Raw genomic sequence first — 26,088 nt, 5'->3', positions numbered from 1 at the left:
AATCGGGGCGTGGGCGGGCACCTTCTCTGGTGACAGCACAGATGCGACCTCAGGAAGGCGGAGGACATGAGCTTCAGCGAGACCTATGTGGCGGTGCAGGGGTGGATCGGCAGCGACATCCGGTACCGGGAGGTGTCGGAGGGGGTGCCGGTGGTGACGTTCCGGCTGGCCACCACGCCGCGCCAGTTCGATCGGGGTACTGGTGGCTGGGTCGACCGGCCGACGAACTGGTTCACCGTCGAGTGCTGGCGCGCACTCGCGACGAACGTCAAGCAGTCGATGGAGCGCGGTCATCCGGTGGTGGTGAGCGGCCGCTTCCGCACGAACGAGTGGCAGGACGAGGAAGGTGCGCCGAGATCGAAACTGGTCCTCGAAGCCTTCGGCGTCGGCCACGACCTCTCCAGGGGCACGGCCACCTTCGTCAAAACCCCACCACGGGCCCAACTCCAGGAGCCGCCTCTCCTCGACGAGGAAATGCCCGAGCCCCAAGCCGCCTAGTAGACAAAGATGTGGTGACGTCGTAGTCGCTCTGGAACCCGAGGGGAATCTCGATGGTGGATGCACAGATCCTGGCGATGGGTGGTGGCGGCTTCTCGATGGAGCCCGACAACCCCTTGCTCGACGACTACTTGCTCTCGCTCGCGCCGGCGGGCCGCAAGCCACGGGTCTGTTTCGTGCCGACGGCCAGCGGTGATTCCGACGGCTACAGCGAGAAGTTCCTCGCCGCCTTCGGCCCGGACCGGGCCGAAGCGACCGTGCTGTCCCTCTTCAATCGCACCGTCACCGACCTCGACGCGTTCGTCCTGGAGCAGGACATCATCTACGTCGGCGGCGGGAACACCGCGAACCTCCTGGCGGTCTGGCGGGTCCACGGCCTCGACGTCGCCCTCACGAAGGCCTACCGAGAAGGCGTGATCCTCGCCGGAATCAGCGCCGGCATGAACTGCTGGTTCGAAGCCTCCGTGACCGACTCCTTCAACTCAAACGGCCTAGCCCCACTACCCGACGGACTAGGCCTGCTCCCCGGCAGCGCCTGCCCCCACTACGACGGCGAGCCCCTCCGCCGCGGCACTTACCGAGCCCTCATCCAATCCGGCTTCCCCACCGGCTACGCAGCCGAAGACGGCGCAGCCCTCCACTTCACCAACGGCGACCTGACGGCCGTAGTAACCTCCCGCCCCCAAGCCACCGCCTACAAACTCACCCCAGGCCCCACGACCCCCACAGAACAACCCCTACCAACCACCTACCTGGGCACTCCTGAGTAGCCCACCCATCCCACCACCAACTCGCGAGGCGAACGCTCCGAGTACCAGCGGTTTCGGCGGATCGGAGTAGTCATGAGCCCGACGCACCCCAAGTCGCCCCTACCCGGCGTACCGGCGTACCGGCGTACCGGCGTACGGGCGAATCCGAGCACCCGCATGCCGGAGTTGCTGTTGTGCCTAGCGTGCCCGTGGGACCGAAATGCCTGAGTTTGCGGTGGCGGGCCGCGAATCACCTGAACCGGGCGCCGCTCACCCGCGATCGATCGATGCTGCTGAATCGCGTGCGTTTGGGCGGCACCTGCTCGGCGGTCGTCTCAAACCGCAGCAACCTGCAGTCCATCTCCGGCAAACGCCAGTGAGTCCGCTCCTCCGGCGTGCGTCGCTGCCGCGCCAATCGTCGTATCGGTGGGGGAGATCCAGCTCACAGTCCACCCGCCGTTCTCCAATCCTCACTGACTCCTTCACTGCGGCGCATGTGAGCACCCGACCGTCCGAGCACCTGACCGTTCGAGCATGCGAGCAGGCGAGCACGCGGCGTTCGAGCACGCGGGCAGCGAAGTACCTGCGAACGCCGGAGTGCCTCGTGCTGGTGCGGGGTGGGTGGTGGCGATTGGGGGTGGGTGGGGGTTGGGACATAGGCTCTGGGGTATGGCGGAATTCATCTATACCCTTCGCAACGTCCGGAAGGCGCATGGGGACAAGGTCGTGCTCGACGATGTCACCCTGAACTTTCTGACCGGGGCGAAGATCGGCGTGGTCGGGCCGAACGGTACCGGCAAGTCCTCGTTGTTCAAGATCATGGCGGGGCTGGATCAGCCCAACAACGGTGAGGGGCGGCTGGCCGAGGGCGCGACGGTGGGGATCCTGTTGCAGGAGCCGCCGTTGACCGAGGGCAAGACCGTGCTCGAGAACGTCGAGGAAGGGGTCGGCGACACCAAGAAGAAGCTCGACCGCTTCAACGAGATCTCCGCGGAGCTGGCCGACCCGGACGCCGACTACGACACGCTGCTGACCGAGATGGGCGACCTGCAGACCGAGCTCGACCACCGCAACGCGTGGGACGTCGACGCTCAGCTGGAGCAGGCGATGGACGCGCTGCGCTGTCCGCCACCGGACGCGCTCGTCGACAACCTGTCCGGTGGTGAGCGCCGCCGGGTAGCGCTGTGCAAGCTGCTGCTGCAGGCGCCCGACCTGCTGCTGCTCGACGAGCCCACCAACCACCTGGACGCCGAGTCGGTGCTGTGGCTCGAGCAGCACCTGCAGAAGTACGCGGGCGCCGTCCTGGCGATCACCCACGACCGGTACTTCCTGGACAACGTGGCCGAGTGGATCCTCGAGCTCGACCGCGGCAAGACCTACGGGTACGAGGGCAACTACTCGAAGTACCTGGAGACCAAGCAGCAGCGGCTGGTCGTCGAGGGCCAGAAGGACGCGAAGCGGGCGAAGATCCTGGAGCGCGAGCTCGAGTGGGTCCGGTCGAACGCGAAGGCCCGGCAGACCAAGAGCAAGTCCCGGCTGGCTCGGTACGAGGAGCTCGCGGCCGAGGCCGAGCGCTCCAAGCCGCGCGACATCGACGAGATCAACATCCCGGCGGGTCCGCGCCTGGGCAGCACGGTGCTGGAGGCCGACAAGCTGGTGAAGGGGTTCGGCGATCGCGTTCTGATCAACGGGCTGAGCTTCTCGCTGCCCCGGGCCGGCATCGTCGGCGTCGTCGGCCCGAACGGTGTCGGCAAGTCGACGCTGTTCCGGATGATCGTCGGCGAGGAAACGCCCGACAACGGCAGCCTCAAGCTCGGTGAGACGGTCCGGATCTCGTACGTCGACCAGTCGCGCGGCGGTCTGGACCCGAAGAAGACGGTCTGGCAGCAGGTCTCCGACGAGCTCGACTACATCAAGGTCGCGAACTTCGAGATGCCGAGCCGCGCGTACGTCGCGTCGTTCGGGTTCAAGGGGCCGGACCAGCAGAAGCCGACCGGCGTACTGTCCGGCGGTGAGCGCAACCGGCTGAACCTGGCGCTGACGCTGAAGATGGGCGGCAACCTGCTGCTGCTCGACGAGCCGACCAACGACCTGGACGTCGAGACGCTGCAGTCGCTCGAGGACGCGCTGCTCGAGTTCCCGGGTTGTGCCGTGGTGATCTCCCACGACCGGTGGTTCCTCGACCGCGTCGCGACCCACATCCTCGCCTGGGAAGGTACTGACGAGGACCCGTCGAAGTGGTTCTGGTTCGAGGGCAACTTCGCGGCCTACGAGGCGAACAAGGTCGACCGCCTCGGCGCGGAGGCGGCTCGCCCGCACCGCGTCACCTACCGCAAGCTCACCCGCGACTGACAGCAGAAGACACAGAAAGGCTCGTCCGGCAGGCGCCGGGCGGGCCTTTCTCTTTGTCAGTGGGTGTTGGGGCGGGCCAGTTCCAGGGCGGCGGTGCGAACCGTAGTACCGGAGCCTGATTTCCTGGCGGGCCGTGGTGCCAGGTACTACCCGCGGCTAGGCGATGTCGATCGGCTGCTGGTTGGCGATCGAGTCGCGGAAGAAGTCGGAGATCACCCGCAGGTCGGCGTCGGAGCGGCTGGCCAGGACCTCGTGCATGCGGCGGCCCTGTTCGGCGTACAGGGGAGCGAGCTTTTCCTGGATCGCGTCGAAGGACGGGGTGACCAGGACCTTGCGGCGGTCGTTGGGGTCGGGCTCGCGGGTGATCAGGCCGATGCCCTCCAAGCGGTCGATCACGCCGGTGACCGTACCGGAGGTGAGGCCGGTGTGTTCGGACAGTTGCCGTGGGGTCAGCGGGCCGTACGACTGCAGCAGAGTCATGAACTGGGAGTCGCTGCCGCCCAGGCCGACCTTGGCCGACACGGCGTGGTTGAACAGGATCACGTCCGCGATGAAGCGGACCATCCGCTCCTGCAGCTCGGCGGCCAGCTCTTCCCGGGTACTCATCACAGACCTCCACGACGACGGGCTTGCATTTCTCTCGGATCTCCAAGATACTCGGCTTATCGAGATACTTGAAGAGCCGAGATACTTGTAGATCCGAGACAATCGTAGTGGAGGCGGGACCGATGAAGGTGTTGGTGATCGGTGGCGGGACCGGCGGGCTGGCGCTCGCCCACGGGCTGAAGCGGGCCGGCATCGAGGTGCGCGTGTTCGAGCGGGACGTCCTGCGGACCGACGGGCTGCACGGCTACCGGGTCGGGATCGACCCCGACGGCAGCCGGGCGCTCAGCGTGTTGCTGCCCAAGGAACTGTTCGCCACGTTCGTCGCGACGAAGGCGCGCGATCCCAGGTACTTCAACATGGTCACCGAGGACCTCAAGGAGGTTCTCTCGATGGAGCTGCCGCCGGCCACCGACCCGATCGAGAGCGAGAAGTCGATCAGCCGGATGACGCTGCGGCAGGTGCTGCTGACCGGGCTGGACGACGTGGTCGAGTTCGGCAAGGAGTTCGTCCGGTTCGAGCAGCAGGGTGAGGCTGTCACGGCGTACTTCGCCGACGGCTCGTCCGAGACCGGTGACCTGCTGGTCGCCGCCGACGGTTCGGGCTCCCGGGTACGCCGGCAGTACCTGCCGCAGGCGAAGACCGAGCCGACCGGGATCATCGCGCTGGCCGGCAAGCTGCCGATCACCGAGGAGAGCGCGAAACTCGTCTCGCCCAAGGTGTTCGAGGGCATCACGATGCTGCAGGCGCCGCACGGATTCGGCTGCATCCTGCACGTGATGGAGTTCCAGTGGGACCGTGACGGCAACGTCAAGGAGGGGATCGGCGGCAACACCGAGGATCTGATCCGCCGCTGGCCGGGACTGCAGTTCGACAACACCCGCGACTACATCAACTGGGGTCTGTGGGCAGCCGCCGACAAGCTGCCGGCCACCGTCATGGACCTTCGCGGCCAGGAGTTGGTCGACGTCGCGCTGGCGGTGACGCCGGGCTGGAGTCCGAAGCTGCGGCGGCTGTTCGAGCTGACCGATCCGGGGACGTGCTTCCCGGTGAACATCTGGACGTCGGTCCCGCTGGATGCCTGGCCGACGACCAACGTGACGCTGCTGGGTGACGCGATCCACACGATGACGCCGGGGCGTGGGGTCGGCGCCAACACCGCGCTTCGCGATGCGCTGCAGCTGTGCAAGAAGCTCATTGACGTCAGGGACGGACGAAGCGGGCTGATCGAGGCGGTCGCGGACTACGAGAAGGCGATGATCGAGTACGGCTTCGACGCGGTACTGAAGTCACGGGCTCAGATGACGTCGGCCGACCCGATGCACAAGCCGGTGATCGGCCGGGTGGCGCTGGCGGGCATGCGGACGGTGATGCGCGTCATCAACCACCTACCGCCGCTGAAGCGCCGGATGCAGCAGTCGATGATGGCCTACCGCGGCGCCGACCGCGATGAGGCCGCCTTCGAGATCACGCCGCCGGTGAAGTGATCGCGGCGATCCAGGCGTCGGCGAGCACTCGCTGGCCGGCGTACGTCGGATGGATGCCGTCCCAGATCCAGTGCTCGGCGGGCGCACGCAGTACTGCGCTGTCGAAGGCGGCCTGGTTGGGCACGAGGACGGCGTCGAAGGAGGCGGCCAGCTCTCGTACGATCTCGGCTCGTTGCCTCACAGCAGACGCCCAATCGGCGTGGAGCCCGGGATCCGGGCTGGTCGGCAGGTAGAACGGCTCGCCCAGCACCAAGCGCACGTCCGGCAGCGCGACGCGGGTCCGGTCCAGCAACAACCGGTACTCCGCTGCGAAAGCGGAACCGTCGACGTCGTCCGACTTGCCGCCGAGCAGCGCGTCGACGTCGTTGACCCCGACGAGGATGCTGAGCACGTCCGGGCGCAGGTCGATCGCGTCCTGCTGCCAGCGGGCGGCGAGATCGGCCAGTGTGTCTCCGCTCACGCCCCGGTTGACGAAACGCCAGCCGCGCTCGGGCAGCGCGGCGGCCGCTGCCGAGGCGATCAGGAACGGGTACGAGTGGCCGAGGATGTGGTTCGGGTCCTCGGTGGATCCGCGGCCCCCGTGGGTGATCGAGTCGCCCTGGAAGACGATCTGAGCACCCGTCGGGAAGCCGAGATCAGCGGTCAGCGCTGGCCGATGTGTTCGGAGACGGCGTCGAAGACGCGGCCGAGGGCGGCGAAGTCCTCGGGGGAGACGAGGTCGACGAGGTTCTCCCGGACGCCCTCCACGTGGTACGGCGCGGCGTGCTCCAGGAGGGAGAAGCCGGCGTCGGTCAGCTCGGCCCAGACGCCGCGCTTGTCGCTCTTGCACGAGGTGCGGCGGACCAGTTCGGCTGCCTCCAGGCGGCCGACCGTGTGGGTCAGGCGGGAGCGGCTCTGGTGCAGCCGGTCGGCCAGTTCGGCCATCCGGAGGCGGCGCTCTGGCGCCTCGGAGAGCCGGACCAGAATCTCGTAGTCGTTGATGCCCAGGCCGAACTGTCGGAGATCGTCGTCGAGTTTGGCCATCAGGCGTGCAGTGCCCAGCAGGTAGGCGCGCCACGCCACCTGCTGCTCGGAGTCAAGCCACCGGGTCCCAGTCGTCATCGTCACCGGATCAGTGTACCGGGAATGTAGTTGACTTTTAAATAGTTCATATCTACTGTCGACGTCGTTGGTTGAAGTTTTAACGAACCTCGACTGCGACGCCCCCATAGCTCCCCGGTTTGTGAAAGGACCCCCACAGATGAGCACCGCCACCACCACGATTCCCGGCCTCGTGTCCGGAACCTACGCCCTCGACGTCGCGCACTCCGAGATCGGCTTCACCGTCCGGCACCTGATGACCAAGGTCCGCGGCACCTTCCAGGAGTTCTCCGGCGACATCATCGTCAAGGACTCGATCGAGGAGTCGACGACCACCGTCGCCGTCGAGCTGGCCTCGGTGCACACCCGGAGCGAGCAGCGCGACGGTCACCTGCGCTCCGGTGACTTCTTCGACGCCGAGAACAGCCCGAAGATGACCTTCGTCAGCACCGGCATCAAGCCCGAGGGCGACGACTACATCCTGGCCGGCGAGCTGACCATCAAGGACGTCACCAAGCCGATCGAGTTCGCCGTCGAGTTCCTCGGCGTGGACCAGAACGCCTACGGTCAGACCATCATCGGCTTCGAGGGCTCGACCTCGATCAGCCGCAAGGACTGGGGTATCGACTTCAACGTCCCGCTGGAGGGCGGCAAGCTCCTCATCGGCGACAAGGTCGACATCCACCTCGACGTACAGGCCGCTCTGCAGGTCTGATCTTCGTAGACGAAGCCCCGCACCTCTTCTGAGGGAGCGGGGCTTTTCTATGCCTGGACCATGCGGAGGGCGAGGTCGGCGTACGTTGCGCCGAGAGCCTCCGGTGAAGGGCGGCGGGTGGGGTCGTACCAGCGGGCTACGTCTATGGAGAGGGAGAGGACTGCCAGCGTGGTGCCGGGGAGGTCGGGGACCGTGAAGGTGCCGTTGCTCACGCCGTCGGCGAGGACCTTTTCGATCAGGGACGAGATGGCTCGGCGGATGGTGGCTACCTCGGTGAAGTGTTCGGGGGAGAGGGCCGCCAACTCGTACTGGACCACGCGGGCGATGGTGTGGTGTTCGGCGTGCCAGGCGGTGAAGGCGGCCACCATGGCGCGGAGGCGGTCCGCGGGGGTGTCGGCGGTGTCGGCCGCGGTCAGGATCTCCAGCGCGGCGCGGTGACCGTACAGGCTGATCTCGAAGAGCAGGCGTTCCTTCGAGGGGTAGTGCACGTAGAGCGCTGCCGGTGACATGTCGGCCCGGGAGGCGATGTCGCGGGTGGTGGTGGCCTGGAAGCCACGCTCGGCGAACGCCTCGATGGCGCCGGTGAGCAGGCGGCGGGCGGCGGCGGGCTGGACGTGCTCCCACGCGAGGGGGCTGGTGACTGCGGACACGTTGACACCATGCCCTAAGTTCGCGAAGCTAAGCAAGCGCTTAGCCATCAGGTGGCGACAGCGCCGACGCAGCGTGATCACGCGGACATCTCGGGAGGACAGCGATGGAACGGATCATCTTCAACGAGGACCACCACGCCTTCCGGGCCAGTGCCAAGGAGTACTGCGACCGCTCGCTGGTGCCGCGGATGGAGCAGTTCCTCGAGGAGAAGACGATCGAGCGGGCCGCCTGGCTGGAGGCCGGCAAGCAGGGCTTCCTCGGCCTCGACGTACCGGAGGAGTACGGCGGCTCGTCAGTCGGCGACTACCGGTTCAACCAGGTGTTCGCCGAGGAGGTCTCGAAGGTCTCCGCCTCGCTGTCGAGCTGTTTCGGCATCCACTACGACTGTGCCGCGCCGTACTTCGTCGACCTCGGCACCGAGGAGCAGAAGCAGCGCTGGCTGCCGAAGTTCTGCTCCGGCGAGTACATCGCCGCGATCGGGATGACCGAGCCGTCCGGCGGCTCCGACCTGGCCGCGCTGAAGACGACCGCGAAGAAGGCCGACGGCGGCTGGGTGCTGAACGGGTCGAAGACCTTCATCACCAACGGCGACATGGCCGACCTCGTCATCGTCGCCGCCCGGACCACCCCCGAGAAGGGCGCGAAGGGCATCACGCTGTTCGTGGTCGAGGAGGGCATGACGGGGTTCGCCCGCGGCCGCAAGCTCGACAAGGTCGGGCAGACCGAGTCCGGCACGTCGGAGCTGTTCTTCGAGGACCTGTTCGTCCCGGACGAGAACGTGCTCGGCGAGCTCGACCGTGGCTTCATCCACATGATGGAGCGGCTGGCCCAGGAGCGGATCGGCGCCGCGGTGTCCAACATCGCGCACGCGACCCAGATCCTGGACGAGACGATCGAGTACGTGAAGCAGCGCAAGGCGTTCGGCCAGCCGGTCGGCTCGTTCCAGTACAACAAGTTCCTGATCGCCGAGCTCGTCACCAAGGCCGAGGTGACCCAGGCCTACGTCGACAACGCGGTGGTCGCGCACGACGAGGACCGGCTGTCGGCTGTGGACGCAGCCAAGGCGAAGTGGTGGAGTGCACAGGTACAGAACGAGATCCTCGACGCCTGCGTCCAGCTGCACGGCGGCTACGGCTACATGAACGAGTACCGGGTCGCCCGCGCCTGGCGGGACGCGCGCGTCACCAAGATCTGGGCCGGCTCGAACGAGATCATGAAGGAACTCATCGGCCGCGATCTGGGCCTCTGAAAGGAATCGGTATGCCTGAAGCAGTCATCGTCTCCACCGCGCGGTCGCCGATCGGCCGGGCCAACAAGGGGTCGCTGACCTCGATCCGGCCGGACGATCTGGCCGTCCAGATGATCAAGGCGGCCGTCGACAAGGCCGGCCTGACCGGGGACCAGATCGAGGACCTGATGCTCGGGTGCGCCGAGCCGCACGACGAGCACGGCGGCAACATGGCCCGCCGGGTCGCCGTCCAGCTGGGCTGGGACAACACGCCCGCGACGACGATCAACCGGTTCTGCGCGTCGTCGACGCAGACCGCGCGGATGGCCTTCCACGCGATCAAGTCCGGCGAGGGCGACATCTTCGTCAGCGCCGGGGTCGAGTGCGTCTCGCGGTACAAGAACTTCGGCTCGGCCGGGGTCGGCGACCCGAGCTCGTTCAACGAGGTCTTCGCGGACGCCGTCCAGCGCACGGTCAAGTACGCCGAGACCAACGAGACCTGGCACGACCCGCGCGAGGACGGGCTGATCCCGGACGTCTACATCTCGATGGGGCAGACCGCGGAGAACGTCGCGACGCTGCGCGGGATCAGCCGGGAAGACCAGGACGCGTTCGGCGTACGGTCGCAGAACCTGGCCGAGAAGGCGATCAACAACGGCTTCTTCGAGCGCGAGATCGTCCCGGTGACGCTGCCCGACGGCACGGTGGTCAGTGCGGACGACGGTCCGCGGGCCGGTACGACGCTGGAGAAGGTCAGCCAGCTCAAGCCGGTGTTCCGTCCGGACGGTACGGTCACCGCCGGCAACTGCTGCCCGCTGAACGACGGCGCCGCGGCCGTGGTGATCATGAGCGACACCAAGGCGCGCGAGCTCGGCCTGACCCCGCTGGCCCGGATCGTCTCGACCGGCGTGAGCGGCTTGTCGCCGGAGATCATGGGCCTCGGCCCGGTCGACGCGACCAAGCAGGCGCTGGCCCGGGCCGGGATGAGCATCGGCGACATCGATCTGGTCGAGATCAACGAGGCGTTCGCCGTCCAGGTGATCGGCTCGGCGCGTGAGCTCGGTATCGACGAGGACCGGCTGAACGTGCACGGCGGCGCGATCGCGCTCGGCCACCCGTTCGGCTCGACCGGCGCGCGGATCATGACCACGCTGGTCAACGGCCTGCAGTTCGAGGACAAGCAGTTCGGCCTGGAGACGATGTGCGTCGGCGGCGGGCAGGGCATGGCTGTGATCCTGGAGCGCCTGAGCTGATGACGCTGAAAGGCAAGACGGCGATCGTCACCGGTGCCTCCCGCGGCATCGGGCTGGCGATCGCCAAGCGGCTGGTGGCCGACGGTGCCCATGTGATCATCACGGGGCGCAAGCAGGAGGCGCTGGACGAGGCGATCGCCGGCCTGGGCGGTCGCGACAACGCGATGGCGGTCGCCGGCAACGCGGCCGATCCGGCTCACCGCGCGAGTGTGGTGGCGGCGGCGGTCGCGACGTACGGATCGGTCGATCTGCTGGTCAACAACACCGGTATCAACCCGATCTACGGCTCGCTGCTCGACGTGGACAGCGCGGTCGCGGCCAAGATGGTCGACACCAACGTGCTGGCGACCATCGCCTGGGTCAAGGCGTGCAGCGATGCGTGGATGCGCGCTCACGGCGGCTCGGTCGTCAACCTGTCCTCGGTGGCCGGCTTGTCGCCGTCACCGGGCATCGGCTGGTACGGCGCCACGAAGGCGATGCTGTCGCGCGTGACGGCAGAGCTGGCGGTGGAGCTCGCCCCGGCGATCCGGGTCAACGCGGTCGCCCCCGCCGTGGTGAAGACCCGATTCGCCGGCGCTCTCTACGAAGGCCGCGAGGAGAAGGTCGCCGCGGCGTACCCGCTGAAGCGCCTGGGCACGCCCGAGGACGTCGCGTCCCTGGTGTGGTTCCTGCTCTCCGACGAAGCCTCCTGGATCACCGGCCAGACCATCACCATCGACGGCGGCCTGACCCTCAACGGCGGCATCACCGGCTGACCGGTACTACGAGACGCCGTACTCCGCGTCCGTGACGTGCTCGCCCCACTCGGACTCGGGCACGTCCGGCTCGCCGGCCTCCCAGATGGCCGTATGGACCATGAAGTTGTCCGGTGATCCACCGTGCCAGTGCCACTCGCCGGGCGGCGTGTAGATCACGTCGCCCGGGCGGATCGTGGTGACCTCGCCACCGCGGGCCTGGATGAGCCCGACCCCGTCGGTGACGTGCAGCGTCTGGCCCTGCGCGTGCCTGTGCCAGGCCGTCCGGGCGCCCGGAGCGAAGCGGACGGTGTTGACCCGCACGCGGGACGGCTCCTCGCCGCGGATGATCACGTCGAACCAGACATCGCCGGTGAACATCTCGGCCGGTCCCTTGGTGCTCGGCGTGCTGGGTAGCAGGTGCACTGACTACTCCTTGCTGTGGGCAACTGATTCGGTGGCGGCCCAGCTCGCGAGCAGCGTCAGGGCATCCGCGGTGGGGGTGCCCGGTGCGGCTGTGTAGACGAGCATGGTCAGGCCGGGGGAGGAGGGGAACTCCATGGCCTCGAAGTCGAGGTCCAGGAGGCCTACGACGGGGTGATGGAGTTGCTTCTTGCCGGTGCGGTGGAAGCGGACGTTGTGGGTCGCCCAGCGGGTGCGGAAGTCCTCGCTGCGGGTGGAGAGTTCGCCGATCAGCTCGGTGAGCGCCTTGTCGTGTGGGTTGCTGCCGGCGTGGCTGCGCAGGATCGCGGCGATGTCGTCGGCTGTTCTGTCCCAGTGCGGGAAGAAGTCCTTGGATGCGGGGTCCAGGTAGACGAAGCGGGCGGTGTTCGCCGGGCGGTGCGGGTCGGCGAGCATCGGGGCGTACAAGGCCGACGCCATCTGGTTGGCGGCCAGCATGTCGTGGCGGTCGTTGCGGACCCAGGCCGGTGCGTCGGTGATCGCGTCGAGGATCTGTTGGATGGCCGGCTTCACGGCTTGCGTAGTACTGCGGCGGCGCCGGGCCGGGGTTGCTGTGCTCTGCCGGGCCAAGGCGAACAGGTGGGACTGTTCGGCCTCGTCGAGTTGCAGTGCCCGGGCTACTGACTCCAGCACGCTCTCGGAGGCTCCGCTGAGGTTCCCGCGTTCCAGGCGGATGTAGTAGTCCACGGACACTCCGGCGAGCAGGGCGACCTCCTCCCGGCGCAGTCCCTTCACCCGGCGGTTGCCTCCGTACGCGGGTAGCCCGGCGCGCTCAGGGGTGATCCGCGCACGCCGGGAGCTGAGAAACTCGCGGATCTCGGCTCTGTGGTCCATGCCTCCACGCTACGTCGCTGTTCGGGTCTGAAGGAGGTACTGCCGTTACCTGGAACGACAGACACTGCCGGGTCGGAGTGCGAGCGCCTTCACTGGGGACATCCAAGCCAGTTGAGAGGAAGCTATGCGAGCGACATACCTGTACGGCGCCGGCGACGTCCGAGTGATCGACGTACCGGACCCGGTCATCCAGCAGCCCACCGACGCGGTACTGCGGGTCATCCGCTCCTGCGTTTGCGGGAGCGATCTCCACCCGTACCACGGTGCGCCCGTCCCGCCTGGCGGCAAGCCGATGGGCCACGAGTTCATCGGAGTCGTCGAGGAGATCGGTAGTGAGGTGGCGACCGTCAAGCGCGGTGATGTGGTCATCACCCCGTTCGCCTGGTCGGACGGGACCTGCGACTTCTGCCGCGAAGGACTCCAGACATCCTGCCGGCATGGCGGGTTCTGGGGCAGCAACGGCATCGGTGGCGGCCAGGCCGAGGCGGTCCGCGTACCGCTGGCGGACGGAACGCTGGTGAAGGTACCGGTTGGCGAGGACTCCGAGTTGCTGCCGTCGCTGCTCACGCTGTCGGATGTCTACGGCACGGGCTACCACGCGGCGGTGAAGGGTGGCGTCAGCGAGCGCACGGCGGTGACCGTGATCGGCGACGGCGCAGTCGGTCTGCTGGCAGTGCTTTCGGCCAAGCAGTTGGGAGCGTCGAGGATTGTGTTGATGGGGCGGCACAAGGAGCGTACGGAGCTTGGGGTCGAGTTCGGCGCTACGGATGTTGTTGCCGAGCGGGGTGACGAGGGTGTCGCGAAGGTCCGCGAGCTGACCGGCGGCGACGGCACCCACGTGGTGATCGACGCGGTCGGCTTCCGCGAGGCCTACGACCAGGCGCTCGGCATCGTCAGGCCAGGCGGCGTGATCAGCCGGGTCGGCGTTCCGCAGTACGCCGACGCGCCCGCGAGCTTCGCCGGCTTCTTCGTCCCCAACATCACCCTCACCGGCGGCGCCGCCCCCGCTCGCGCCTACATCGAACGGCTGCTCCCGGACGTACTGGCCGGCAAAGTTGCCCCCGGCAAGGTCTTCGATAAGACCGTCACCCTGGAAGACATCCCGGCCGGCTACCGCGCGATGCACGAGCGGACGGCACTGAAGGTACTCGTCCGCCCGTGATCGCCAGGCTGGTCCGGCCAGGCTGGTCCGGCCACGCTGGTCCGGCCACGCCGGTTCGGTCAGGCCGGTTCGGTCAGGCCGGTTTGATCAGGCCGGTTTGATCAGGGCTGGCGGCCTTGCCAGGCGGCTAGGCGGTCGTAGGGGGAGGCGTCTTCGGGGACCTCGACCACCGGGCCGAACGGGATGTGGCCGCCTCGGGGTGTGGCGGGGAGGAACTGCTGGGAGAGGGGGAGGCAGTAGGTGGCGATGGTGTCGTCCAGTAGGTCGGTGCGGCCGGTGGCCTTGGCGAGGTCCCAGGCGTGGGTGGCCAGTTCGCTTGTGTAGGAGGCGATTGCGGCGGCGCCGGGGATGGTTCCCCACGGCACTGTGCAGGTCATGGTGAGGACAGCGGGGTTGGAGAGCGTTTCGTCGGCGGCGGTGCGGCGCTCCTTCCAGGTGGCGGGGAAGTCCTTCACACCGGGTGTCACGGTCGGGATCGACAGCGGGTTGTTGCCGGTCAGCGCGAGGTCGATCCGGGCGATGACGGTCATCAGGTGGCCGAGCAGCGTCTCGACGTCGTACTCCGGGCAGGGCGTCGGCAGGGCCAGGTCGTCGGCGCCGATGGTGTCGATCATCGCCTGGGTCTGGTCCAGAGCGCGGGCGAGCATCGGGCGTGGGTCGGTCACGGTTCCTCCAGTGATTGCGTTGTCGGAACCACTCTCGCCGGGTAAGTACGACATCTTCTGTCGTATATTCGAGAAGTGCGAGCTGACCGGTTGCTGCAGATCATCCTGCTGCTGCAGCGCCATCCCCGGTTGAGCGCGCGGGAGCTGTCCGAGCGGCTGGAGGTGTCGACCCGGACGGTGATGCGCGACATGGAGGCGTTGTCGGCTGCCGGCGTACCGGTCTACACGGAGCGCGGGCGCAACGGCGGTTGTGTGTTGCTGCCGGGCTATCGGGCCGATGTGAGCGGGCTGACTCCGCGGGAGGCGCAGGCGTTGTTTGCCTGGAGCGGTAGGGCGTCTCTGTCGCAGGAGCTCGGCCTGCATGACGCACTGCAGTCTGCGATGGGCAAGCTGTCCTCCACGCTTCCGCTGCAGTTGCAGGACGACGCAGAGGCTCTGTCCGACGCCATAGTCGTCGACCGGCGCCGGTGGTTCGCCGATGCCGAGGACACCGGTGCACTGCCTGTACTACGCCAGGCCGTGGTCACCCGTCGTCGGGTAGCCATCCGCTACGCCTCAGCCAGCGAGGGCCGGTCGGTACGCCGTACCGTCGACCCCTGGGGCCTCGTCGAACAGGCGGGACGCTGGTACTTGGTGGCAGCCCATCGCGGGGTCGCGCGGATGTACAGGGTGTCGCGGGTCGAGCAGGTGGACGTACTGGACGTAGCAGCGGTTAGGCCGGAAAACCTCGACCTGCAAGAGGAATGGGACCGCCTGCGGTCAGGCCTGGAGCGGACGCTGCCGGCCAAAGGAGTGTATGTACTACTCCGGGTGCGGCCGGATCGGGCGGAGCAGGTCAGACGGATCTCCGCGCCGATGCTGGCCCGGGGTGAGCGCGTGCACGACGTACCAGCCGAGGATGACGAGTGGCCGCGACTGTCGATGCGCTTCCGCATCCGCGAGGCCGCCTGCGGCATCCTGCTCGGCTTCGGTGATGTCGTGGAGGTACTCGAACCAAGCGACCTCCGCGACGAACTCCTACGCCTGGCGGAAGCCGTCGTCGAGGTCTACAGCGCGGGTACCTGAGAAGCGTTGCCGTACGAAGATCCTGCCGTCGGCGTCCTCGTCCTCGTTGCGCCACTGGAAGCTCGTCGCGGTGATGTCGGTGAAGATCCACCGAGTCTTGGCCAGGTCCGAGTCGCGGGCCTCGAGCGTGATGCTGCCCGGCCCGGCATGCCCGATGAAGGTCTTCACCAGCGCAGCGCGAGGCCCCATCCAGGTCGACCGGAATGCGTCCAGCTCAGGATCGTAGATCCGGATGCTGAGCCCCCATTCACCGTCCTCCGGCGAGGTGCGAACCGCTCGGCTCGGCGTGATCCAGATGTCAGCTACCGCGCTGCCATCCAGAGCCCATGCGAAATGCCATTCACCCTTGGTCTCGCGGGTCAGCTGCCCCTCGTCGTCGTACCAGCTGACATCCAGATCCCAGCTACCGATCAACGGCGCGTACGGCCGGAAGGCCTGCTCGAACTCCGGTCGCGGTGACTCGGAGACGAACAGGCCGGCCAGCATCGAAGCCGGTGACACTGCCGTCATGCCCGGCACGTTACAACATCAGATCAGGAGGGGAAGACCCGCTGCGAGACGAGGAACTTCTCGACACCGCTGTGCAGGTCAACGGCCATCAGGCTCACTCGGACCGAGGCCGCGCCGCCGATGACGTCGGCAGGCAGGTTGGTGGTCGCCAGGACGTTACCGTCACAGGCAATGTTGGAATCATCGACCGAATCGGGGCTGAGCTGGTGGCCGGCCGGATTGAGTGCCTGAACCCGGATGAAGCGACAGTCGGTCAAGCTCACCGACTTGACCGTACCGTCGGTTGCCACTCCGCGATTGAAGAAGGTCACGGTGCCCACCGCGTAAGTGTTTCCGTACCTCACGTCGAACGGAGCCGTCGGATACGCGGTGGTTGCCGCCTGGCTGGCAAGCGGGGCGGCCAGGCAGGCCAACCCGGCCGCGACAGCCACTCCAGCGGAAACAGACCTTCTGATCATTGTTGAAACCCTTCGTCGTCGCACTCGGATGTCCAGCGGTCACAGCCTGCAGCAGCGAAAGGCCAGGACAGAAGCCTTTTGCAGCAACGTGCAACGAGGATCCGGCGAAGCGGGGAAAGGGTTACGGTTTCACTCGGCGGTCGAGAGGATCAGGCTGCGGAGGCGGGTGATCGCGAGGGTTAGGCCGATGACGGTGACGGCCAGCAGGAGGATGGTGGCGAGGGGGAGTTTGACGGCGGAGTCGACGTCGGGGTGGTCGGTGAGTTTGTTGATGACGGCCAGGGACCACTGCTGGACGCTCAGGGTTTTGGCGCCGTCGACGTACTGGCCCATCACGCCTTCCCAGAGCAGGGCGTAGATCAGGCCGATGGTGACCGCGTTGCCCGAGATCACCGACAGGGCGAGGAAGATGGCGGTGTAGGCGATTCCGGCGACCAGGGAACCGATGCCGAAGGCAACGGCTGTCTGGATGTCGTGGACGTCCAGGATCAGGCCGGCGACGAACATCGGCACGGCACCGAGCACGAAGATCACCGCGATCGCGACCAGGGCCTTGGTCAGGATGATCGTGGAGCGCTTGATCGGCTTGCTCAGCAGGTAGACGATCGAGCCGTCGTCGATCTCCGACGACAGCGCGCCGGTCGCCGCGATCAGTGAGACCAGCGGCACGATCACCGCGAGGCCGAACAGCTGCAGCAGGCTGATGCTGAAGTCGGACGAATCGTCCAGCGTCAGCGCCAACAGCACGCACAGGGCCAGCAGAACGCCGGGCAGGATGAACAGCAGCAGGCCGCGCCGGTGGCCGAACAGCGTGGCCATTGTCAGCCGGGCGATCGTCATGTTCATCTCAGCGCCTCCCGACGAGGTAGGAGAAGACGCTCTCGAGGGACTCGTCGGTCGGAGCGACTTCCAGCAGGCGGATGCCGAGGTCGCGCGCCAGCGACGGCACGATCCGGCTGAACCGCTCGAAGTCGACGACCTGCACCTGCAGCGCGCCACCATCGAGATCCGCGCCGGACGTACAGGCATCGCCGATCAGCGCGGACGCGAGCCGGCGATCATCCGAGGAGCGCAGCCGGTACAGCACCGGCCGGTCCGTCATCAGCGTGCGGATCGCGCGATAGTCACCTGAGGCCGCGTGCCGCCCGGACACGACGACCTCGATGTGCGTCGCGACCTGCTGCACCTCTTCGAGGATGTGCGAGCTGAAGAGCACCGTACGTCCGTCCGCGCCCATCTTGCGGAGCAGGTCCATCAGATGGAGCCGTTGCCGCGGATCCATCCCGTTGAACGGCTCGTCGAGCAGCAGTACCGACGGATCGTGGACGAGTGCCGCGGCCATCTTGATCCGCTGCTTCATGCCCTTCGAGTACGTCGAGATGCGCCGCCCGGCCGCTTCCTCCATCGCCACCGTCGCGATCGCGGCGGCCCCGGCCGCGCCCGGATTCGGCAGGCCTTGCAACTCCGCATTCGCGACAACGAAAGCCGAGCCGGTCAACGTGTCGTACACAGCCTCGGTCTCGGGCACCAGCCCGATGTGCCGGTAGGAGCTCTCGTTCCGCCAGACCGGTACGCCGTCCAGCGTGACCGCACCCGTCGACGGCGGCAGGAAGCCCGCCATCATCGTGATGAGCGTCGACTTGCCCGCACCGTTCGGCCCGAGCAACCCGGTCACGCCAGGACCGATCGTCATCGTCACGTCGTTGACCGCGACGACGTTGCCGTACCAGCGGGAGACCTTCTGGATCTCGATCACGCTCATCCGCGGGCCACCTTCGCGTAGCGCGAGTTGACGCCCCAGACGCAGAGCGCGACGAGGGCGACGTAGACGGCTGTGAAGACCAGACCCTCGGCCAGCGTCGGTTCGAAGTCGCCGCCGCCGCGGAGGATGAAGCTCTGCAACACCTGGACGAGCGTGAAAGGCGAACCCAGGTTGGTGTAGTGGGCCGCCGTGCTGTCCTGGTCGGCCTGCGAGTTGAGGATCGCGGTCGTGGTGACGACGGCGGTGAAGGAGACGATCAGGACCGCGATGATCGCCGCGACGGCGAAGCCCCGGCGCGGGGTCGCGGCGGAGATGAGTCCGCCGATCGCGGCCAGCAGGATCGAGAGCAGCAGGGCCGCGACGAGTCCGCTGAGGAACTGCTTGGTCATGTCGGTGAAGTCGAACTTGGCCAGTAGCGCACCGGCGTACAGGATCACCAGCGGCAGGCCGGTGAGGATCATCAGCGCGAGGGTGAGTGCCGTCAGCTTGGCCAGCGCGTAGTCGGTCCGCCGCAACGGCCGGGCGAGGTAGAGCACGATCGAGCGGTACCGGAGGTCCCGCGAGAACAGCTGCGGCGCCTGCGAGGCCAGGTAGAGCGCGATGACGGCCTGGAGCAAGAAGATGTAGTCCACCTGGTTCACCGGTGGCTTGTCGAACTGCAGTGCGCTCTCGATGCCGACGATGATCGCCACCGGGACCACCATCACGGCGAGCAGCAGGATCGGCATCACCTTCGACTTGCCGGACCGGCCGAGCCCGTACGCATGCCGCAGGCTCGACACCACCAGCGCCTGCCAGATCGCGAACCGGCCGAGCCGCGGACCGTCGTAGTGCCGGTAACCGATGTCATGGATGACACCAGCCCTCTGCTGCAACCCGGGCTGCTGGTCAGACACTGAAAACCTCTTCCAGCCGATGGCGGTGCTGCTCGACTCTCACCAGTCCGAGGCCGAGCTCGGCGATCGAGTCGCGGACCAGGTCGTACGTCTCCTCGCCGCTGATCTCGACGAGAACCAGAGGACCGTCGGTCCGCGCGCGTCCGCCGGCTCGCTCCAGCGCGGCGGCCAGTCGGTCGCGTCCGCTGAGATCCCGTACTTCGACCGCCAGTACTCCGGTCTCGCCGGTCAGCGCGGCCTTCGACTCCGAGCGGAGCAGCCGGCCTCCGTCGAGTACGACGATGTGGTCGCAGACGTGTTCGAGCTCGCCGAGCAGGTGCGACGTGATCAGTACGGGGATGCCGAACTCGGTGCCGATCCGGCGTACCAGCTCGAGCATCTCGTCGCGGCCGGCCGGGTCGAGCCCGTTGGTCGGTTCGTCGAGCAGGACGAGCTTGGGGTCGTGCACGAGGGCCTGGGCCAGCTTGACCCGTTGCTTCATGCCGGTGGAGTAGCCGCCCATCGGGCGGTAGCGCGCTTCGTCGAGGCCGACGTGGCGCAGCACGTCGGCGGCGCGTTCCCGGGCGGCGGTCGCAGGCAGGCCGGATATCTGGGCGAGGTGCACCGCGAACTCGGTCGCGGAGACGTCGGGAGGCAGGCAGTCGTGCTCCGGCATGTAGCCGACGAGAGCACGGACCGCCTCGCCGCCGGTGACCACGTCGTGTCCCAGCACGATGGCGCTTCCGGCGGTCGGGGCGATCAGTCCGAGCAGAATTTTCAGCAGGGTCGACTTGCCGGCACCGTTGGCTCCGACCAGTCCGGTCACGCCGGACCCCACCTCGACAGTCAGCTCGTCCAGGGCCGTCACACGCGGGTATCGCTTGGTCAACGATGTGGTCGCGATAACGGGCACCGGCCAACCCTAATGCCCACCAGGCCCACGGCAGAATCACAGCCGCCGCACAGCTGTTGCGATCGCGTCCCAACTAAGAGGGCGGCTAATCCGCTGGCGGCCTGGAGACGCCCTGGTTAGGGTCCGGAGATGCGAATCAGGGTGATGACGGCCGACGACGCCGAGGTGGTTTCGCGGTTGCGGCGGGAGGTCTATTCGTACTCCGTGATGTCGCCGGCCTACATCGCGCACCAGTTCGCGACGCGGTCGGCGGCGGAGCGGCAGCTCGGGCTGATCGCGGAGGACGGCGGTCAGGTCGTCGGGATGGGAACCGCTGGGCTGAACGTCTGGACCAGTGAGCCGGGTCAGAGCGAGGTGGCGATCCAGGTCCATCCGTCGTATCGCCGTCGTGGCATCGGTGGCGCGCTGGCCGAGCGGTTGCATGGTCATCTGGGTGCGGTCGGCGCGTTGCGGATCCGTACCTTCGCAACGCCGGCCGGGCTGTCTTTTGCAGTCGCGCTCGGGTATGAGCCGTCGCGCGAGATGCATTACTCGGGCGTCGATCCACGGGTACTTCCGGAGCAGCCTGCCGTGCCCGACGGGATCCGGATCGCGACGCTGGACACTTTGGAGCCACGGCAGATCTTCCTCGCCGACACGATCGCCACCCTGGACGAGCCGAGCGATTCGCCGATGGATTCGGTGGACTACGACGACTGGGTCAAGGAGATCTGGGAGTCGCCGGCTTCGGACAAGACGTTGAGCGTCGCCGCGCTCGCCGGCGATGAGGTGGTTTGCTTCACGGCGGTCGCGGCCGACGGCGACCGGGCCTGGTCGGACATGACGGGGACCGTTCCGGGGTACCGGGGCCGAGGACTCGCGAAGCTGGTGAAGTCCGTCGCTCTCCGGCGCTGCGCCGAGGCAGGCATCACCGGCGCGTTCACCTCGAACGACGACGCGAACTCGCCGATGCTCGCCATCAACGACTGGCTCGGCTATCGCCGGATCGAGACCCAGACAAGCCTGCTCAGGACGCTTGGAGTTCGATAACTATTGCAGCAGTCCAGACCAGTTCGGTCCTGACCGCGGGTATGTTCCCGTTGACTCTTCGCCCCTGAAGGAGTTCCGATGGATATCAGGCCAGCTGTACCGGATGATGCCGCGGGCGCCGCGGCGCTCTACGAGATCGTCGAGCCGTGGTCGGTGACCACTGCCGAGTCGATGCGGGCCGGGCTCGAGGAGGGCAGTGGGTCGCGGGCTCGGGCCGCCTTTGCCGCGTTCGAGGGCGACCAGCTGATCGGCTGGGGGAGTTGTGCGGTGATTCCGGGGTCCAACCCGCTCAGTAGTCAGTTGCGGGTGCTGGTGCATCCGGAGTACCGCAGCCGTGGTGCGGGGACCGGGCTGGTGGAGTGGACGCATGCGCATCTGAAGGCGGCGGGGGCGGTGAACGTTCGCGTGTTCGCCGACCCGGCGTCGCGGGAGTGGGCGTCGCAGTGGGGGTATCAGCAGACGCGGCAGGTGCATTACGCGGGGATCGATCCGCGAGAGGCGCCGGCGCTTCCCGTAGTACCGGCTGGGGTTCGGCTGGCGCCGTTGGCCGAGGTGGATCCGCGGCTGGTCTATGCGGCCGATGAAGTTGCCCAGCGCATCAAACCGGGCGACGCGAAGATCGAGAGCCGGCCGTACGAGGACTGGCTGGCCGATGTGTGGCAGTCCCGGGGCATGATGCTCGACCTGAGCGTCGCGGCGCTGCAGGACGACGCGGTCATCGGGTTCACGCTCGGTACCGGGAGCTATCACAAGATCTGGTCGCAGATGACGGCGACGATGCCCGGGCACCAAGGGCGTGGGCTGGCGAAGCTGGTGAAGTGCGCGGCGCTGCACAGGGCTGCCGACGCTGGGGTAGTCGGTGCGTACACCGCCAACTACGACGGCAACGAGCCGATGCTTGCCGTCAACAACTGGTTGGGCTACCGCCGGGCGGCAACCCACTCAGTCCTGGTCTGCCCGCTCTAGGGAACGAGCAGTACTACGGTCTCGGCGACGCAGGCCGGCTTGGTGGAGTCCTCGAGCTCGATGACCCACTGCAGCGAGACCTGTACGCCGGCCGGTGTCTCCTGCGCGCCCGCGATCGAGGCGCTCGCGCGGACCCGGCGGCCGACCGGGACCGGGCTGGGGAAGCGGACCTTGTTGACGCCGTAGTTCAGCTTGGCCGTGACGCCCTCGACCGAGAACAGCTCTTCGCCGAACCGGGCGATCAGGCTCAGCGTCAGGTAGCCGTGCGCGATCGTGCCGCCGTACGGGCCCTTCGCCGCGCGGTCGACGTCGACGTGGATCCACTGGTGGTCACCGGTCGCCTCGGCGAACTGGTTCACCTGCTCCTGGGTGATCTCCAGCCACGCGGTCTCGCCCAGCTGGGTACCGACAGCGTGGACGACCTCGTCGACGCCGGTGAAGGTCTGCATTCTGTCCGACTCCTAGTTGCGGGGTCCGCCGGCGACGTACAGGACCTGACCGGAGACGAAGCCGGCCTCCTCGCTGCAGAAGAACGACGCGGCGGCGGCGATGTCCTCCGGCTTGCCCGTCCGGTTCACCGGGATGGTGGCCGCGGTGGCCTTCTTGAACTCCTCGAAGTCGACGCCGACCCGGGCCGCGGTGGCCGCCGTCATGTCGGTCTCGATGAAGCCCGGCGCGATCGCGTTCGCGGTGATGCCGAACTTGCCCAGCTCGATCGCGAGCGTCTTGGCCAGGCCCTGCAGACCGGCCTTCGCGGAGGCGTAGTTCGCCTGGCCGCGGTTACCCAGCGCGGAGGTGGAGGAGAGGAAGACCATCCGGCCGTAGCCGGCCTCGACCATGTGAGCCTGGCAGGCCTTCGACATCAGGAAGCTGCCGCGCAGGTGCACCGACATGACGGTGTCCCAGTCGTCCTCGGACATCTTGAAGAGCAGGTTGTCGCGCAGGACGCCGGCGTTGTTCACCAGGATCGTCGGCGCGCCGAGCTCGGCGAGCACCCGCCCGACGGCCGCGGTCACCTGGTCGGCCTTGCTCACGTCACAGCCGATCGCGACGGCCTTGCCGCCGGCCTCGGTGATCGCCTCGACGGTCGCGGCGCAGGCCGCCTCGTCCAGGTCGAGTACGGCGACGGCGTTGCCGTCGGCGGCGAGCCGCTGCGCCACGGCGGCGCCGATTCCCCGGGCCGACCCGGTCACGATCGCCACGCGCTGCTCGCTCATACCGCCTGCTCCCTACTGATCGGTTCGTATCCGGGGATGACATTACCCACGTTCGGTGATTGCCGGTGCGGTCAGGATGCGATGATCGCCGTGTGGATCATCACAACCGGCACGTTTACCACTGTCCGCTCCGCTGGGGGGACATGGACGCGCTGGGCCACGTCAACAACGGCCGGTACGTCGACTACCTGCAGGACGCGCGTGTCGACTTCCTGTTCCGGACCGCCAAGGAGCTGGGCGCCGACGACCTGGAGACCGGGCTGCTGGTCGCCCGGCACGAGGTGGAGTACCGGCGGCCGCTGGTCTTCCGGCCCGAACCGGTCCGGATCGAGCTGTGGATCAGCGAGATCAAGGCGGCGTCGTTCGTGGTCGACTACGAGATCCTGGACGCTGCTCCCGAGGGCCGGATCACCTATGTCGAGGCGCGGACCCGGCTCGTCCCGTTCGATTTCGCCGCCAATCGGTTGCGCCGGATCACTCCGGTGGAGCGGGCGGCGCTGGAGAAGCTGGTGGGCTCGTGACGTTCAGTCATCCCGTACTGGTCCGCTGGTCCGACATCGACTCCTACGACCACGTGAACAACGTCCGGTACTTCGACTACTTCCAGGAGGCCCGGATCCTGTTCCTGGCCCAGCTGGTGGGGGTCGAGGGCGACTACTTCGCGCACTATCCGGTCGTACTGGTGAGTCAGACCGTCGATTACCTGCGGCCGATCCTGCTGCGGCATCCGCCCTACGACGTGGACGTCTGGGTCGAGGCGGTCGGGCGTACGTCGTACACGCTGGGCTCCCGGATCGTCGACCGGGCGGGTGAGACGGAGGACCTCTACGCGCGGGCGACGTCGGTTCTGGTCGCCGTGGACGGCGAGACGCACGCCAAGCGGGAGCTCACGGACGCCGAACGGGACGCCCTCGTGCGGCACGTTTCGGTGGCTTGAGACACTGATGACGATGAGCGAGCCGATGAGTTTCTACGACGCCGTGGGCGGGGCCGACACCTTCCACCGCTTGGTGGCCGCCTTCTACCGCGGGGTCGCCGCCGACCCGGAGCTGCGCGCGCTGTACCCGGAGGAGGATCTCGGCCCGGCCGAGGTGCGCTTCCGGATGTTCCTCGAGCAGTACTGGGGCGGGCCGCGGACGTACTCCGAGCAGCGCGGGCATCCCCGGCTGCGGATGCGGCACAACCCGTTCGCCGTCACTCCGAGCGCCCGGGACAGCTGGCTGCGGCACATGCGGGCAGCGCTCGACGAGATCAAACTCGAGCCGGAGCGCGACGACGAGATCTGGAAGTACATGGTGATGGCCGCGCACAGCATGGTGAACACCGACGAACCGCACTATCCGGGCGCGATCGACGTGGCCGGGAACTGACTTCTTAGGAGTGACAAAGAGCATGGCTGCTATTCGCACCGCCAAGGCCCACTGGGAAGGTTCGCTGCTGGAGGGGGCCGGCAAGGTCAACCTCGAGTCGTCGAAGCTCGGCTCCTTCGACGTGACCTGGGCCGCCCGGTCCAACGACAAGGCCGAAGGCATCACCAGCCCCGAAGAGCTGATCGCCGCCGCCCACTCGACCTGCTTCTCGATGGCGCTGTCCCACGCCCTGGCCGGCGCCGGCAACGCGCCGGAGTCGATCGACACCACCGCCGACGTCACCTTCGTCCCCGGTGAGGGCATCACCGGCATCAAGCTCTCCGTCAACGGCAAGGTCCCCGGCCTGACCGCCGACGAGTTCGCCCAGTTCGCCGAAGAAGCGAAGAAGAACTGCCCGGTCTCCCAGGCCCTCTCCGGTACCACCATCACTCTGGACGTCACCTTCACCGCCTGACCTTCTTCAACACCTCCCGGCGCCGCTCTCCCTCCACGGAGACCGGCGCCGGAGCTGTTCACGCCGCCTGGGTCGGCGCATGGTCGCCGCCCGGATCTCGACCTAAGCTGCGGTCGGAGGTGGGGGCGATGTCTCCTGAGGACGTCACCGAGACCTGGGACTTCGACGAGCGGGCCGTTCAGATCTCTGCGCTGGTACGACGTAGGCCGACCCTGGATGGCGGGATCTCGGTGGATGCCGCCACGCGCTCCGTGGTGGTTCGTCTGGTCGGGTCGGTCGACGAGCCGTCGCGTTCGGTACGGCGGCTGATGGAGTCCGTGCTCGCGGCAGCCGGCGACCTGACCGTGGAGTTCAGGTCGGTGCGGTACTCGCGGACCAAACTGTCGCGGTTGGCCGACAAGCTCTTCCACGACCCGGAACTCCGCGGCATCAGCGGTGGCTGGAACACCGACGCGAACCAGATCGAGGTCATGGTCCGGCTCGACCTGGACAATTCGCAGTACCTGCTCGATCGGCTCCGCGGGCTCGAGGACGACCGGATCCGGATCGTCGCCTTCACACCGACCCCGCACGACTGGGGGCGGCGTCCGCGAGCCCGGCCCGCGGCCGATCGCGTCGATGAGGCAACCGCGCCGGTGGAGTTGCCGGGCCTGTCGGTGCAGCGCTTGATCGCCGTCGAGGCGATGCAGGCGCTGCTGACCGGGACTCTGGAGATCGACGAGGCGACGAACTGCTTGATGCTCCGGCGTGGCGGGACCTTGGTGGAGGTCGCCTGGCCGTGGCGATGGAGCGTGGAGATCCGCTCGGGTGAGGTCGCTCTCCTCGACGAGCGGGGGGAGACGGTCTGCTGGGTGGGGGAGGAGATCGCCATCGGCGGAGGCACCGTGGACGCCGGCCCTGCAGACATCGAGTCCTGCGCTGGGTACCAGTGGGTGTTTCTGGCGAGCGGTTCGGTCGAGGTCGTGGAGTGAACGAGGAAGGCGCCGCGATCCCGCC

Annotated in this window: 33 protein-coding genes; 18 read left to right on the top strand and 15 right to left on the bottom strand. The window is 67.5% G+C overall.

The annotated features are described in order from the left end of the window. Positions 1 to 66 precede the first annotated feature (66 nt). The 4 genes from ABD768_RS16275 (at position 67) to ettA (ending at position 3,599) form a co-directional block, all read left to right on the top strand. Complete coding sequence (locus ABD768_RS16275; protein ID WP_343971190.1) at positions 67 to 498, top strand: single-stranded DNA-binding protein; 432 nt, start codon at positions 67 to 69, stop codon at positions 496 to 498. Positions 499 to 551: 53 nt separating this feature from the next. Further along, entirely contained in the window at positions 552 to 1,268 is a 717-nt protein-coding gene (locus tag ABD768_RS16270; RefSeq protein WP_344841375.1) for a Type 1 glutamine amidotransferase-like domain-containing protein, read from the top strand. Between the two features lie 72 nt (positions 1,269 to 1,340). Further along, positions 1,341 to 1,475, top strand: a complete 135-nt coding sequence (locus ABD768_RS16265) for a hypothetical protein (RefSeq protein WP_344841373.1) — start codon at positions 1,341 to 1,343, stop codon at positions 1,473 to 1,475. Positions 1,476 to 1,916: 441 nt separating this feature from the next. Next, the gene (gene ettA / locus ABD768_RS16260) at positions 1,917 to 3,599 is read left to right on the top strand and encodes an energy-dependent translational throttle protein EttA (RefSeq protein ID WP_343971197.1); all 1,683 of its coding nucleotides are present in this window, start codon (positions 1,917 to 1,919) and stop codon (positions 3,597 to 3,599) included. Positions 3,600 to 3,755: 156 nt separating this feature from the next. Here ettA and ABD768_RS16255 read toward each other — a convergent pair whose 3' ends face one another. Continuing rightward, entirely contained in the window at positions 3,756 to 4,205 is a 450-nt protein-coding gene (locus ABD768_RS16255) for a MarR family winged helix-turn-helix transcriptional regulator (RefSeq protein ID WP_344841371.1), read from the bottom strand. Between the two features lie 122 nt (positions 4,206 to 4,327). Between ABD768_RS16255 and ABD768_RS16250 the strand changes: the two genes are divergently transcribed. Continuing rightward, positions 4,328 to 5,689, top strand: a complete 1,362-nt coding sequence (locus tag ABD768_RS16250; RefSeq protein WP_344841370.1) for an FAD-dependent oxidoreductase — start codon at positions 4,328 to 4,330, stop codon at positions 5,687 to 5,689. Here ABD768_RS16250 and ABD768_RS16245 read toward each other — a convergent pair. Beyond that, the gene (locus tag ABD768_RS16245) at positions 5,670 to 6,299 is read right to left on the bottom strand and encodes an SGNH/GDSL hydrolase family protein (protein ID WP_344841419.1); all 630 of its coding nucleotides are present in this window, start codon (positions 6,297 to 6,299) and stop codon (positions 5,670 to 5,672) included. The genes ABD768_RS16250 and ABD768_RS16245 overlap by 20 nt on opposite strands. Before the next feature lie 32 nt (positions 6,300 to 6,331). Next, positions 6,332 to 6,790 carry a MarR family winged helix-turn-helix transcriptional regulator gene (locus ABD768_RS16240; RefSeq protein WP_344841417.1) on the bottom strand — a complete coding sequence of 153 codons (459 nt, stop codon included), beginning with the start codon at positions 6,788 to 6,790 and terminating at the stop codon, positions 6,332 to 6,334. Positions 6,791 to 6,929: 139 nt separating this feature from the next. Here ABD768_RS16240 and ABD768_RS16235 point away from each other — a divergent pair, with 139 nt between their 5' ends. Continuing rightward, positions 6,930 to 7,484, top strand: coding sequence for a YceI family protein (locus ABD768_RS16235; protein ID WP_343971205.1), 555 nt, complete (start codon positions 6,930 to 6,932; stop codon positions 7,482 to 7,484). A gap of 47 nt (positions 7,485 to 7,531) precedes the next feature. Here the strand turns inward: ABD768_RS16235 and ABD768_RS16230 are convergent, their stop codons facing one another. Then, entirely contained in the window at positions 7,532 to 8,134 is a 603-nt protein-coding gene (locus ABD768_RS16230) for a TetR/AcrR family transcriptional regulator (protein ID WP_343971208.1), read from the bottom strand. 104 nt (positions 8,135 to 8,238) lie between these two features. On the opposite strand from ABD768_RS16230, the gene ABD768_RS16225 reads away from it, so the two are divergent. From ABD768_RS16225 to ABD768_RS16215, 3 genes are read left to right on the top strand one after another with little or no spacing between them, the layout of a single operon-like run. Continuing rightward, positions 8,239 to 9,384: an acyl-CoA dehydrogenase family protein gene (locus ABD768_RS16225; protein ID WP_344841368.1), complete on the top strand. Its 1,146-nt coding sequence runs from the start codon at positions 8,239 to 8,241 to the stop codon at positions 9,382 to 9,384. Positions 9,385 to 9,395: 11 nt separating this feature from the next. Beyond that, positions 9,396 to 10,616, top strand: coding sequence for an acetyl-CoA C-acetyltransferase (locus ABD768_RS16220; RefSeq protein ID WP_344841366.1), 1,221 nt, complete (start codon positions 9,396 to 9,398; stop codon positions 10,614 to 10,616). Next, complete coding sequence (locus ABD768_RS16215) at positions 10,616 to 11,371, top strand: SDR family oxidoreductase (protein ID WP_343971217.1); 756 nt, start codon at positions 10,616 to 10,618, stop codon at positions 11,369 to 11,371. Before ABD768_RS16220 ends, ABD768_RS16215 begins: the two co-directional genes overlap by 1 nt. A 6-nt stretch (positions 11,372 to 11,377) precedes the next feature. Here ABD768_RS16215 and ABD768_RS16210 read toward each other — a convergent pair whose 3' ends face one another. Beyond that, positions 11,378 to 11,776 (bottom strand): (R)-mandelonitrile lyase, encoded by a 399-nt coding sequence (locus tag ABD768_RS16210; protein ID WP_344841364.1) that lies wholly within the window; start codon positions 11,774 to 11,776, stop codon positions 11,378 to 11,380. A 3-nt stretch (positions 11,777 to 11,779) separates the two neighbouring features. Beyond that, on the bottom strand, positions 11,780 to 12,646 hold the full coding sequence (locus ABD768_RS16205; protein WP_344841362.1) for a helix-turn-helix domain-containing protein: 867 nt from the start codon (positions 12,644 to 12,646) through the stop codon (positions 11,780 to 11,782). 124 nt (positions 12,647 to 12,770) lie between these two features. Between ABD768_RS16205 and ABD768_RS16200 the strand changes: the two genes are divergently transcribed. Beyond that, positions 12,771 to 13,808 carry a zinc-binding dehydrogenase gene (locus ABD768_RS16200; RefSeq protein ID WP_344841361.1) on the top strand — a complete coding sequence of 346 codons (1,038 nt, stop codon included), beginning with the start codon at positions 12,771 to 12,773 and terminating at the stop codon, positions 13,806 to 13,808. 101 nt (positions 13,809 to 13,909) lie between these two features. On the opposite strand, the gene ABD768_RS16195 is transcribed toward ABD768_RS16200, so the two are convergent. After that, positions 13,910 to 14,473: a TIGR03086 family metal-binding protein gene (locus ABD768_RS16195; RefSeq protein ID WP_344841359.1), complete on the bottom strand. Its 564-nt coding sequence runs from the start codon at positions 14,471 to 14,473 to the stop codon at positions 13,910 to 13,912. Between the two features lie 75 nt (positions 14,474 to 14,548). Between ABD768_RS16195 and ABD768_RS16190 the strand changes: the two genes are divergently transcribed. Then, on the top strand, positions 14,549 to 15,538 hold the full coding sequence (locus ABD768_RS16190; protein ID WP_343971233.1) for a helix-turn-helix transcriptional regulator: 990 nt from the start codon (positions 14,549 to 14,551) through the stop codon (positions 15,536 to 15,538). Here the strand turns inward: ABD768_RS16190 and ABD768_RS16185 are convergent. The 6 genes from ABD768_RS16185 to ABD768_RS16160 all read right to left on the bottom strand — a co-directional run bounded on the left by ABD768_RS16185 (position 15,491) and on the right by ABD768_RS16160 (position 20,056). Continuing rightward, on the bottom strand, positions 15,491 to 16,048 hold the full coding sequence (locus ABD768_RS16185; RefSeq protein ID WP_344841358.1) for a hypothetical protein: 558 nt from the start codon (positions 16,046 to 16,048) through the stop codon (positions 15,491 to 15,493). The genes ABD768_RS16190 and ABD768_RS16185 overlap by 48 nt on opposite strands. Positions 16,049 to 16,071: 23 nt before the next feature. Beyond that, positions 16,072 to 16,479: a hypothetical protein gene (locus tag ABD768_RS16180; RefSeq protein WP_344841357.1), complete on the bottom strand. Its 408-nt coding sequence runs from the start codon at positions 16,477 to 16,479 to the stop codon at positions 16,072 to 16,074. Between the two features lie 156 nt (positions 16,480 to 16,635). Next, positions 16,636 to 17,352 (bottom strand): ABC transporter permease, encoded by a 717-nt coding sequence (locus ABD768_RS16175; RefSeq protein WP_343971241.1) that lies wholly within the window; start codon positions 17,350 to 17,352, stop codon positions 16,636 to 16,638. Between the two features lies 1 nt (position 17,353). Further along, positions 17,354 to 18,268 (bottom strand): ABC transporter ATP-binding protein, encoded by a 915-nt coding sequence (locus ABD768_RS16170; protein ID WP_344841356.1) that lies wholly within the window; start codon positions 18,266 to 18,268, stop codon positions 17,354 to 17,356. Beyond that, positions 18,265 to 19,164, bottom strand: coding sequence for an ABC transporter permease (locus ABD768_RS16165; protein ID WP_343971247.1), 900 nt, complete (start codon positions 19,162 to 19,164; stop codon positions 18,265 to 18,267). The genes ABD768_RS16170 and ABD768_RS16165 overlap by 4 nt, the downstream gene beginning before the upstream one ends. After that, positions 19,157 to 20,056, bottom strand: a complete 900-nt coding sequence (locus ABD768_RS16160) for an ABC transporter ATP-binding protein (RefSeq protein WP_344841354.1) — start codon at positions 20,054 to 20,056, stop codon at positions 19,157 to 19,159. The genes ABD768_RS16165 and ABD768_RS16160 overlap by 8 nt, the downstream gene beginning before the upstream one ends. Before the next feature lie 129 nt (positions 20,057 to 20,185). On the opposite strand from ABD768_RS16160, the gene ABD768_RS16155 reads away from it, so the two are divergent. Continuing rightward, on the top strand, positions 20,186 to 21,085 hold the full coding sequence (locus tag ABD768_RS16155) for a GNAT family N-acetyltransferase (protein ID WP_344841353.1): 900 nt from the start codon (positions 20,186 to 20,188) through the stop codon (positions 21,083 to 21,085). A gap of 78 nt (positions 21,086 to 21,163) precedes the next feature. After that, positions 21,164 to 22,051 carry a GNAT family N-acetyltransferase gene (locus ABD768_RS16150; RefSeq protein WP_344841352.1) on the top strand — a complete coding sequence of 296 codons (888 nt, stop codon included), beginning with the start codon at positions 21,164 to 21,166 and terminating at the stop codon, positions 22,049 to 22,051. Here the strand turns inward: ABD768_RS16150 and ABD768_RS16145 are convergent. Together ABD768_RS16145 and fabG are read right to left on the bottom strand one after the other, a co-directional pair. Further along, complete coding sequence (locus ABD768_RS16145; RefSeq protein WP_344841351.1) at positions 22,048 to 22,500, bottom strand: MaoC family dehydratase; 453 nt, start codon at positions 22,498 to 22,500, stop codon at positions 22,048 to 22,050. The genes ABD768_RS16150 and ABD768_RS16145 overlap by 4 nt on opposite strands. A 12-nt stretch (positions 22,501 to 22,512) precedes the next feature. Continuing rightward, the gene (gene fabG, locus ABD768_RS16140; protein WP_344841349.1) at positions 22,513 to 23,268 is read right to left on the bottom strand and encodes a 3-oxoacyl-ACP reductase FabG; all 756 of its coding nucleotides are present in this window, start codon (positions 23,266 to 23,268) and stop codon (positions 22,513 to 22,515) included. Positions 23,269 to 23,333: 65 nt separating this feature from the next. Between fabG and ABD768_RS16135 the strand changes: the two genes are divergently transcribed. The 5 genes from ABD768_RS16135 to ABD768_RS16115 all read left to right on the top strand — a co-directional run bounded on the left by ABD768_RS16135 (position 23,334) and on the right by ABD768_RS16115 (position 26,063). Then, positions 23,334 to 23,789 (top strand): acyl-CoA thioesterase, encoded by a 456-nt coding sequence (locus ABD768_RS16135; RefSeq protein ID WP_344841347.1) that lies wholly within the window; start codon positions 23,334 to 23,336, stop codon positions 23,787 to 23,789. Next, a complete protein-coding gene (locus ABD768_RS16130) occupies positions 23,786 to 24,205 on the top strand; it encodes an acyl-CoA thioesterase (protein WP_343971267.1) in 420 nt (139 codons plus the stop codon). Before ABD768_RS16135 ends, ABD768_RS16130 begins: the two co-directional genes overlap by 4 nt. 13 nt (positions 24,206 to 24,218) lie before the next feature. Continuing rightward, complete coding sequence (locus ABD768_RS16125) at positions 24,219 to 24,638, top strand: globin (RefSeq protein ID WP_343971270.1); 420 nt, start codon at positions 24,219 to 24,221, stop codon at positions 24,636 to 24,638. 22 nt (positions 24,639 to 24,660) lie between these two features. Continuing rightward, entirely contained in the window at positions 24,661 to 25,092 is a 432-nt protein-coding gene (locus tag ABD768_RS16120; protein WP_328321092.1) for an OsmC family peroxiredoxin, read from the top strand. 128 nt (positions 25,093 to 25,220) lie between these two features. Further along, a complete protein-coding gene (locus tag ABD768_RS16115; RefSeq protein ID WP_344841344.1) occupies positions 25,221 to 26,063 on the top strand; it encodes a hypothetical protein in 843 nt (280 codons plus the stop codon). Positions 26,064 to 26,088: the final 25 nt, after the last annotated feature.

Source organism: Kribbella ginsengisoli, from assembly GCF_039537185.1.
In the GTDB taxonomy this organism is placed as follows: Bacteria; Actinomycetota; Actinomycetes; order Propionibacteriales; family Kribbellaceae; genus Kribbella; species Kribbella koreensis.
The sequence above is the reverse complement of the archived record's forward strand: the minus strand, read 5'-3'. Positions and strand labels throughout refer to the sequence as shown.

What these genes read in the sequence shown, in the direction of transcription:
- ABD768_RS16275 (WP_343971190.1), top strand. Translation starts at nt 67, where the DNA reads ATGAGCTTCAGCGAGACCTATGTGGCGGTGCAGGGGTGGATCGGCAGC.
- ABD768_RS16250 (WP_344841370.1), top strand. Translation starts at nt 4,328, where the DNA reads ATGAAGGTGTTGGTGATCGGTGGCGGGACCGGCGGGCTGGCGCTCGCC.
- ABD768_RS16170 (WP_344841356.1), bottom strand. Translation starts at nt 18,268, where the DNA reads ATGAGCGTGATCGAGATCCAGAAGGTCTCCCGCTGGTACGGCAACGTC.
- ABD768_RS16120 (WP_328321092.1), top strand. Translation starts at nt 24,661, where the DNA reads ATGGCTGCTATTCGCACCGCCAAGGCCCACTGGGAAGGTTCGCTGCTG.
- ABD768_RS16255 (WP_344841371.1), bottom strand. Translation starts at nt 4,205, where the DNA reads ATGAGTACCCGGGAAGAGCTGGCCGCCGAGCTGCAGGAGCGGATGGTC.
- ABD768_RS16115 (WP_344841344.1), top strand. Translation starts at nt 25,221, where the DNA reads ATGTCTCCTGAGGACGTCACCGAGACCTGGGACTTCGACGAGCGGGCC.
- ABD768_RS16125 (WP_343971270.1), top strand. Translation starts at nt 24,219, where the DNA reads ATGAGCGAGCCGATGAGTTTCTACGACGCCGTGGGCGGGGCCGACACC.
- ettA (WP_343971197.1), top strand. Translation starts at nt 1,917, where the DNA reads ATGGCGGAATTCATCTATACCCTTCGCAACGTCCGGAAGGCGCATGGG.
- ABD768_RS16215 (WP_343971217.1), top strand. Translation starts at nt 10,616, where the DNA reads ATGACGCTGAAAGGCAAGACGGCGATCGTCACCGGTGCCTCCCGCGGC.
- ABD768_RS16185 (WP_344841358.1), bottom strand. Translation starts at nt 16,048, where the DNA reads ATGACGGCAGTGTCACCGGCTTCGATGCTGGCCGGCCTGTTCGTCTCC.
- ABD768_RS16220 (WP_344841366.1), top strand. Translation starts at nt 9,396, where the DNA reads ATGCCTGAAGCAGTCATCGTCTCCACCGCGCGGTCGCCGATCGGCCGG.
- ABD768_RS16205 (WP_344841362.1), bottom strand. Translation starts at nt 12,646, where the DNA reads ATGGACCACAGAGCCGAGATCCGCGAGTTTCTCAGCTCCCGGCGTGCG.
- ABD768_RS16225 (WP_344841368.1), top strand. Translation starts at nt 8,239, where the DNA reads ATGGAACGGATCATCTTCAACGAGGACCACCACGCCTTCCGGGCCAGT.
- ABD768_RS16235 (WP_343971205.1), top strand. Translation starts at nt 6,930, where the DNA reads ATGAGCACCGCCACCACCACGATTCCCGGCCTCGTGTCCGGAACCTAC.
- ABD768_RS16150 (WP_344841352.1), top strand. Translation starts at nt 21,164, where the DNA reads ATGGATATCAGGCCAGCTGTACCGGATGATGCCGCGGGCGCCGCGGCG.
- ABD768_RS16270 (WP_344841375.1), top strand. Translation starts at nt 552, where the DNA reads ATGGTGGATGCACAGATCCTGGCGATGGGTGGTGGCGGCTTCTCGATG.
- ABD768_RS16175 (WP_343971241.1), bottom strand. Translation starts at nt 17,352, where the DNA reads ATGAACATGACGATCGCCCGGCTGACAATGGCCACGCTGTTCGGCCAC.
- fabG (WP_344841349.1), bottom strand. Translation starts at nt 23,268, where the DNA reads ATGAGCGAGCAGCGCGTGGCGATCGTGACCGGGTCGGCCCGGGGAATC.
- ABD768_RS16145 (WP_344841351.1), bottom strand. Translation starts at nt 22,500, where the DNA reads ATGCAGACCTTCACCGGCGTCGACGAGGTCGTCCACGCTGTCGGTACC.
- ABD768_RS16200 (WP_344841361.1), top strand. Translation starts at nt 12,771, where the DNA reads ATGCGAGCGACATACCTGTACGGCGCCGGCGACGTCCGAGTGATCGAC.
- ABD768_RS16240 (WP_344841417.1), bottom strand. Translation starts at nt 6,790, where the DNA reads ATGACGACTGGGACCCGGTGGCTTGACTCCGAGCAGCAGGTGGCGTGG.
- ABD768_RS16265 (WP_344841373.1), top strand. Translation starts at nt 1,341, where the DNA reads ATGAGCCCGACGCACCCCAAGTCGCCCCTACCCGGCGTACCGGCGTAC.
- ABD768_RS16155 (WP_344841353.1), top strand. Translation starts at nt 20,186, where the DNA reads ATGCGAATCAGGGTGATGACGGCCGACGACGCCGAGGTGGTTTCGCGG.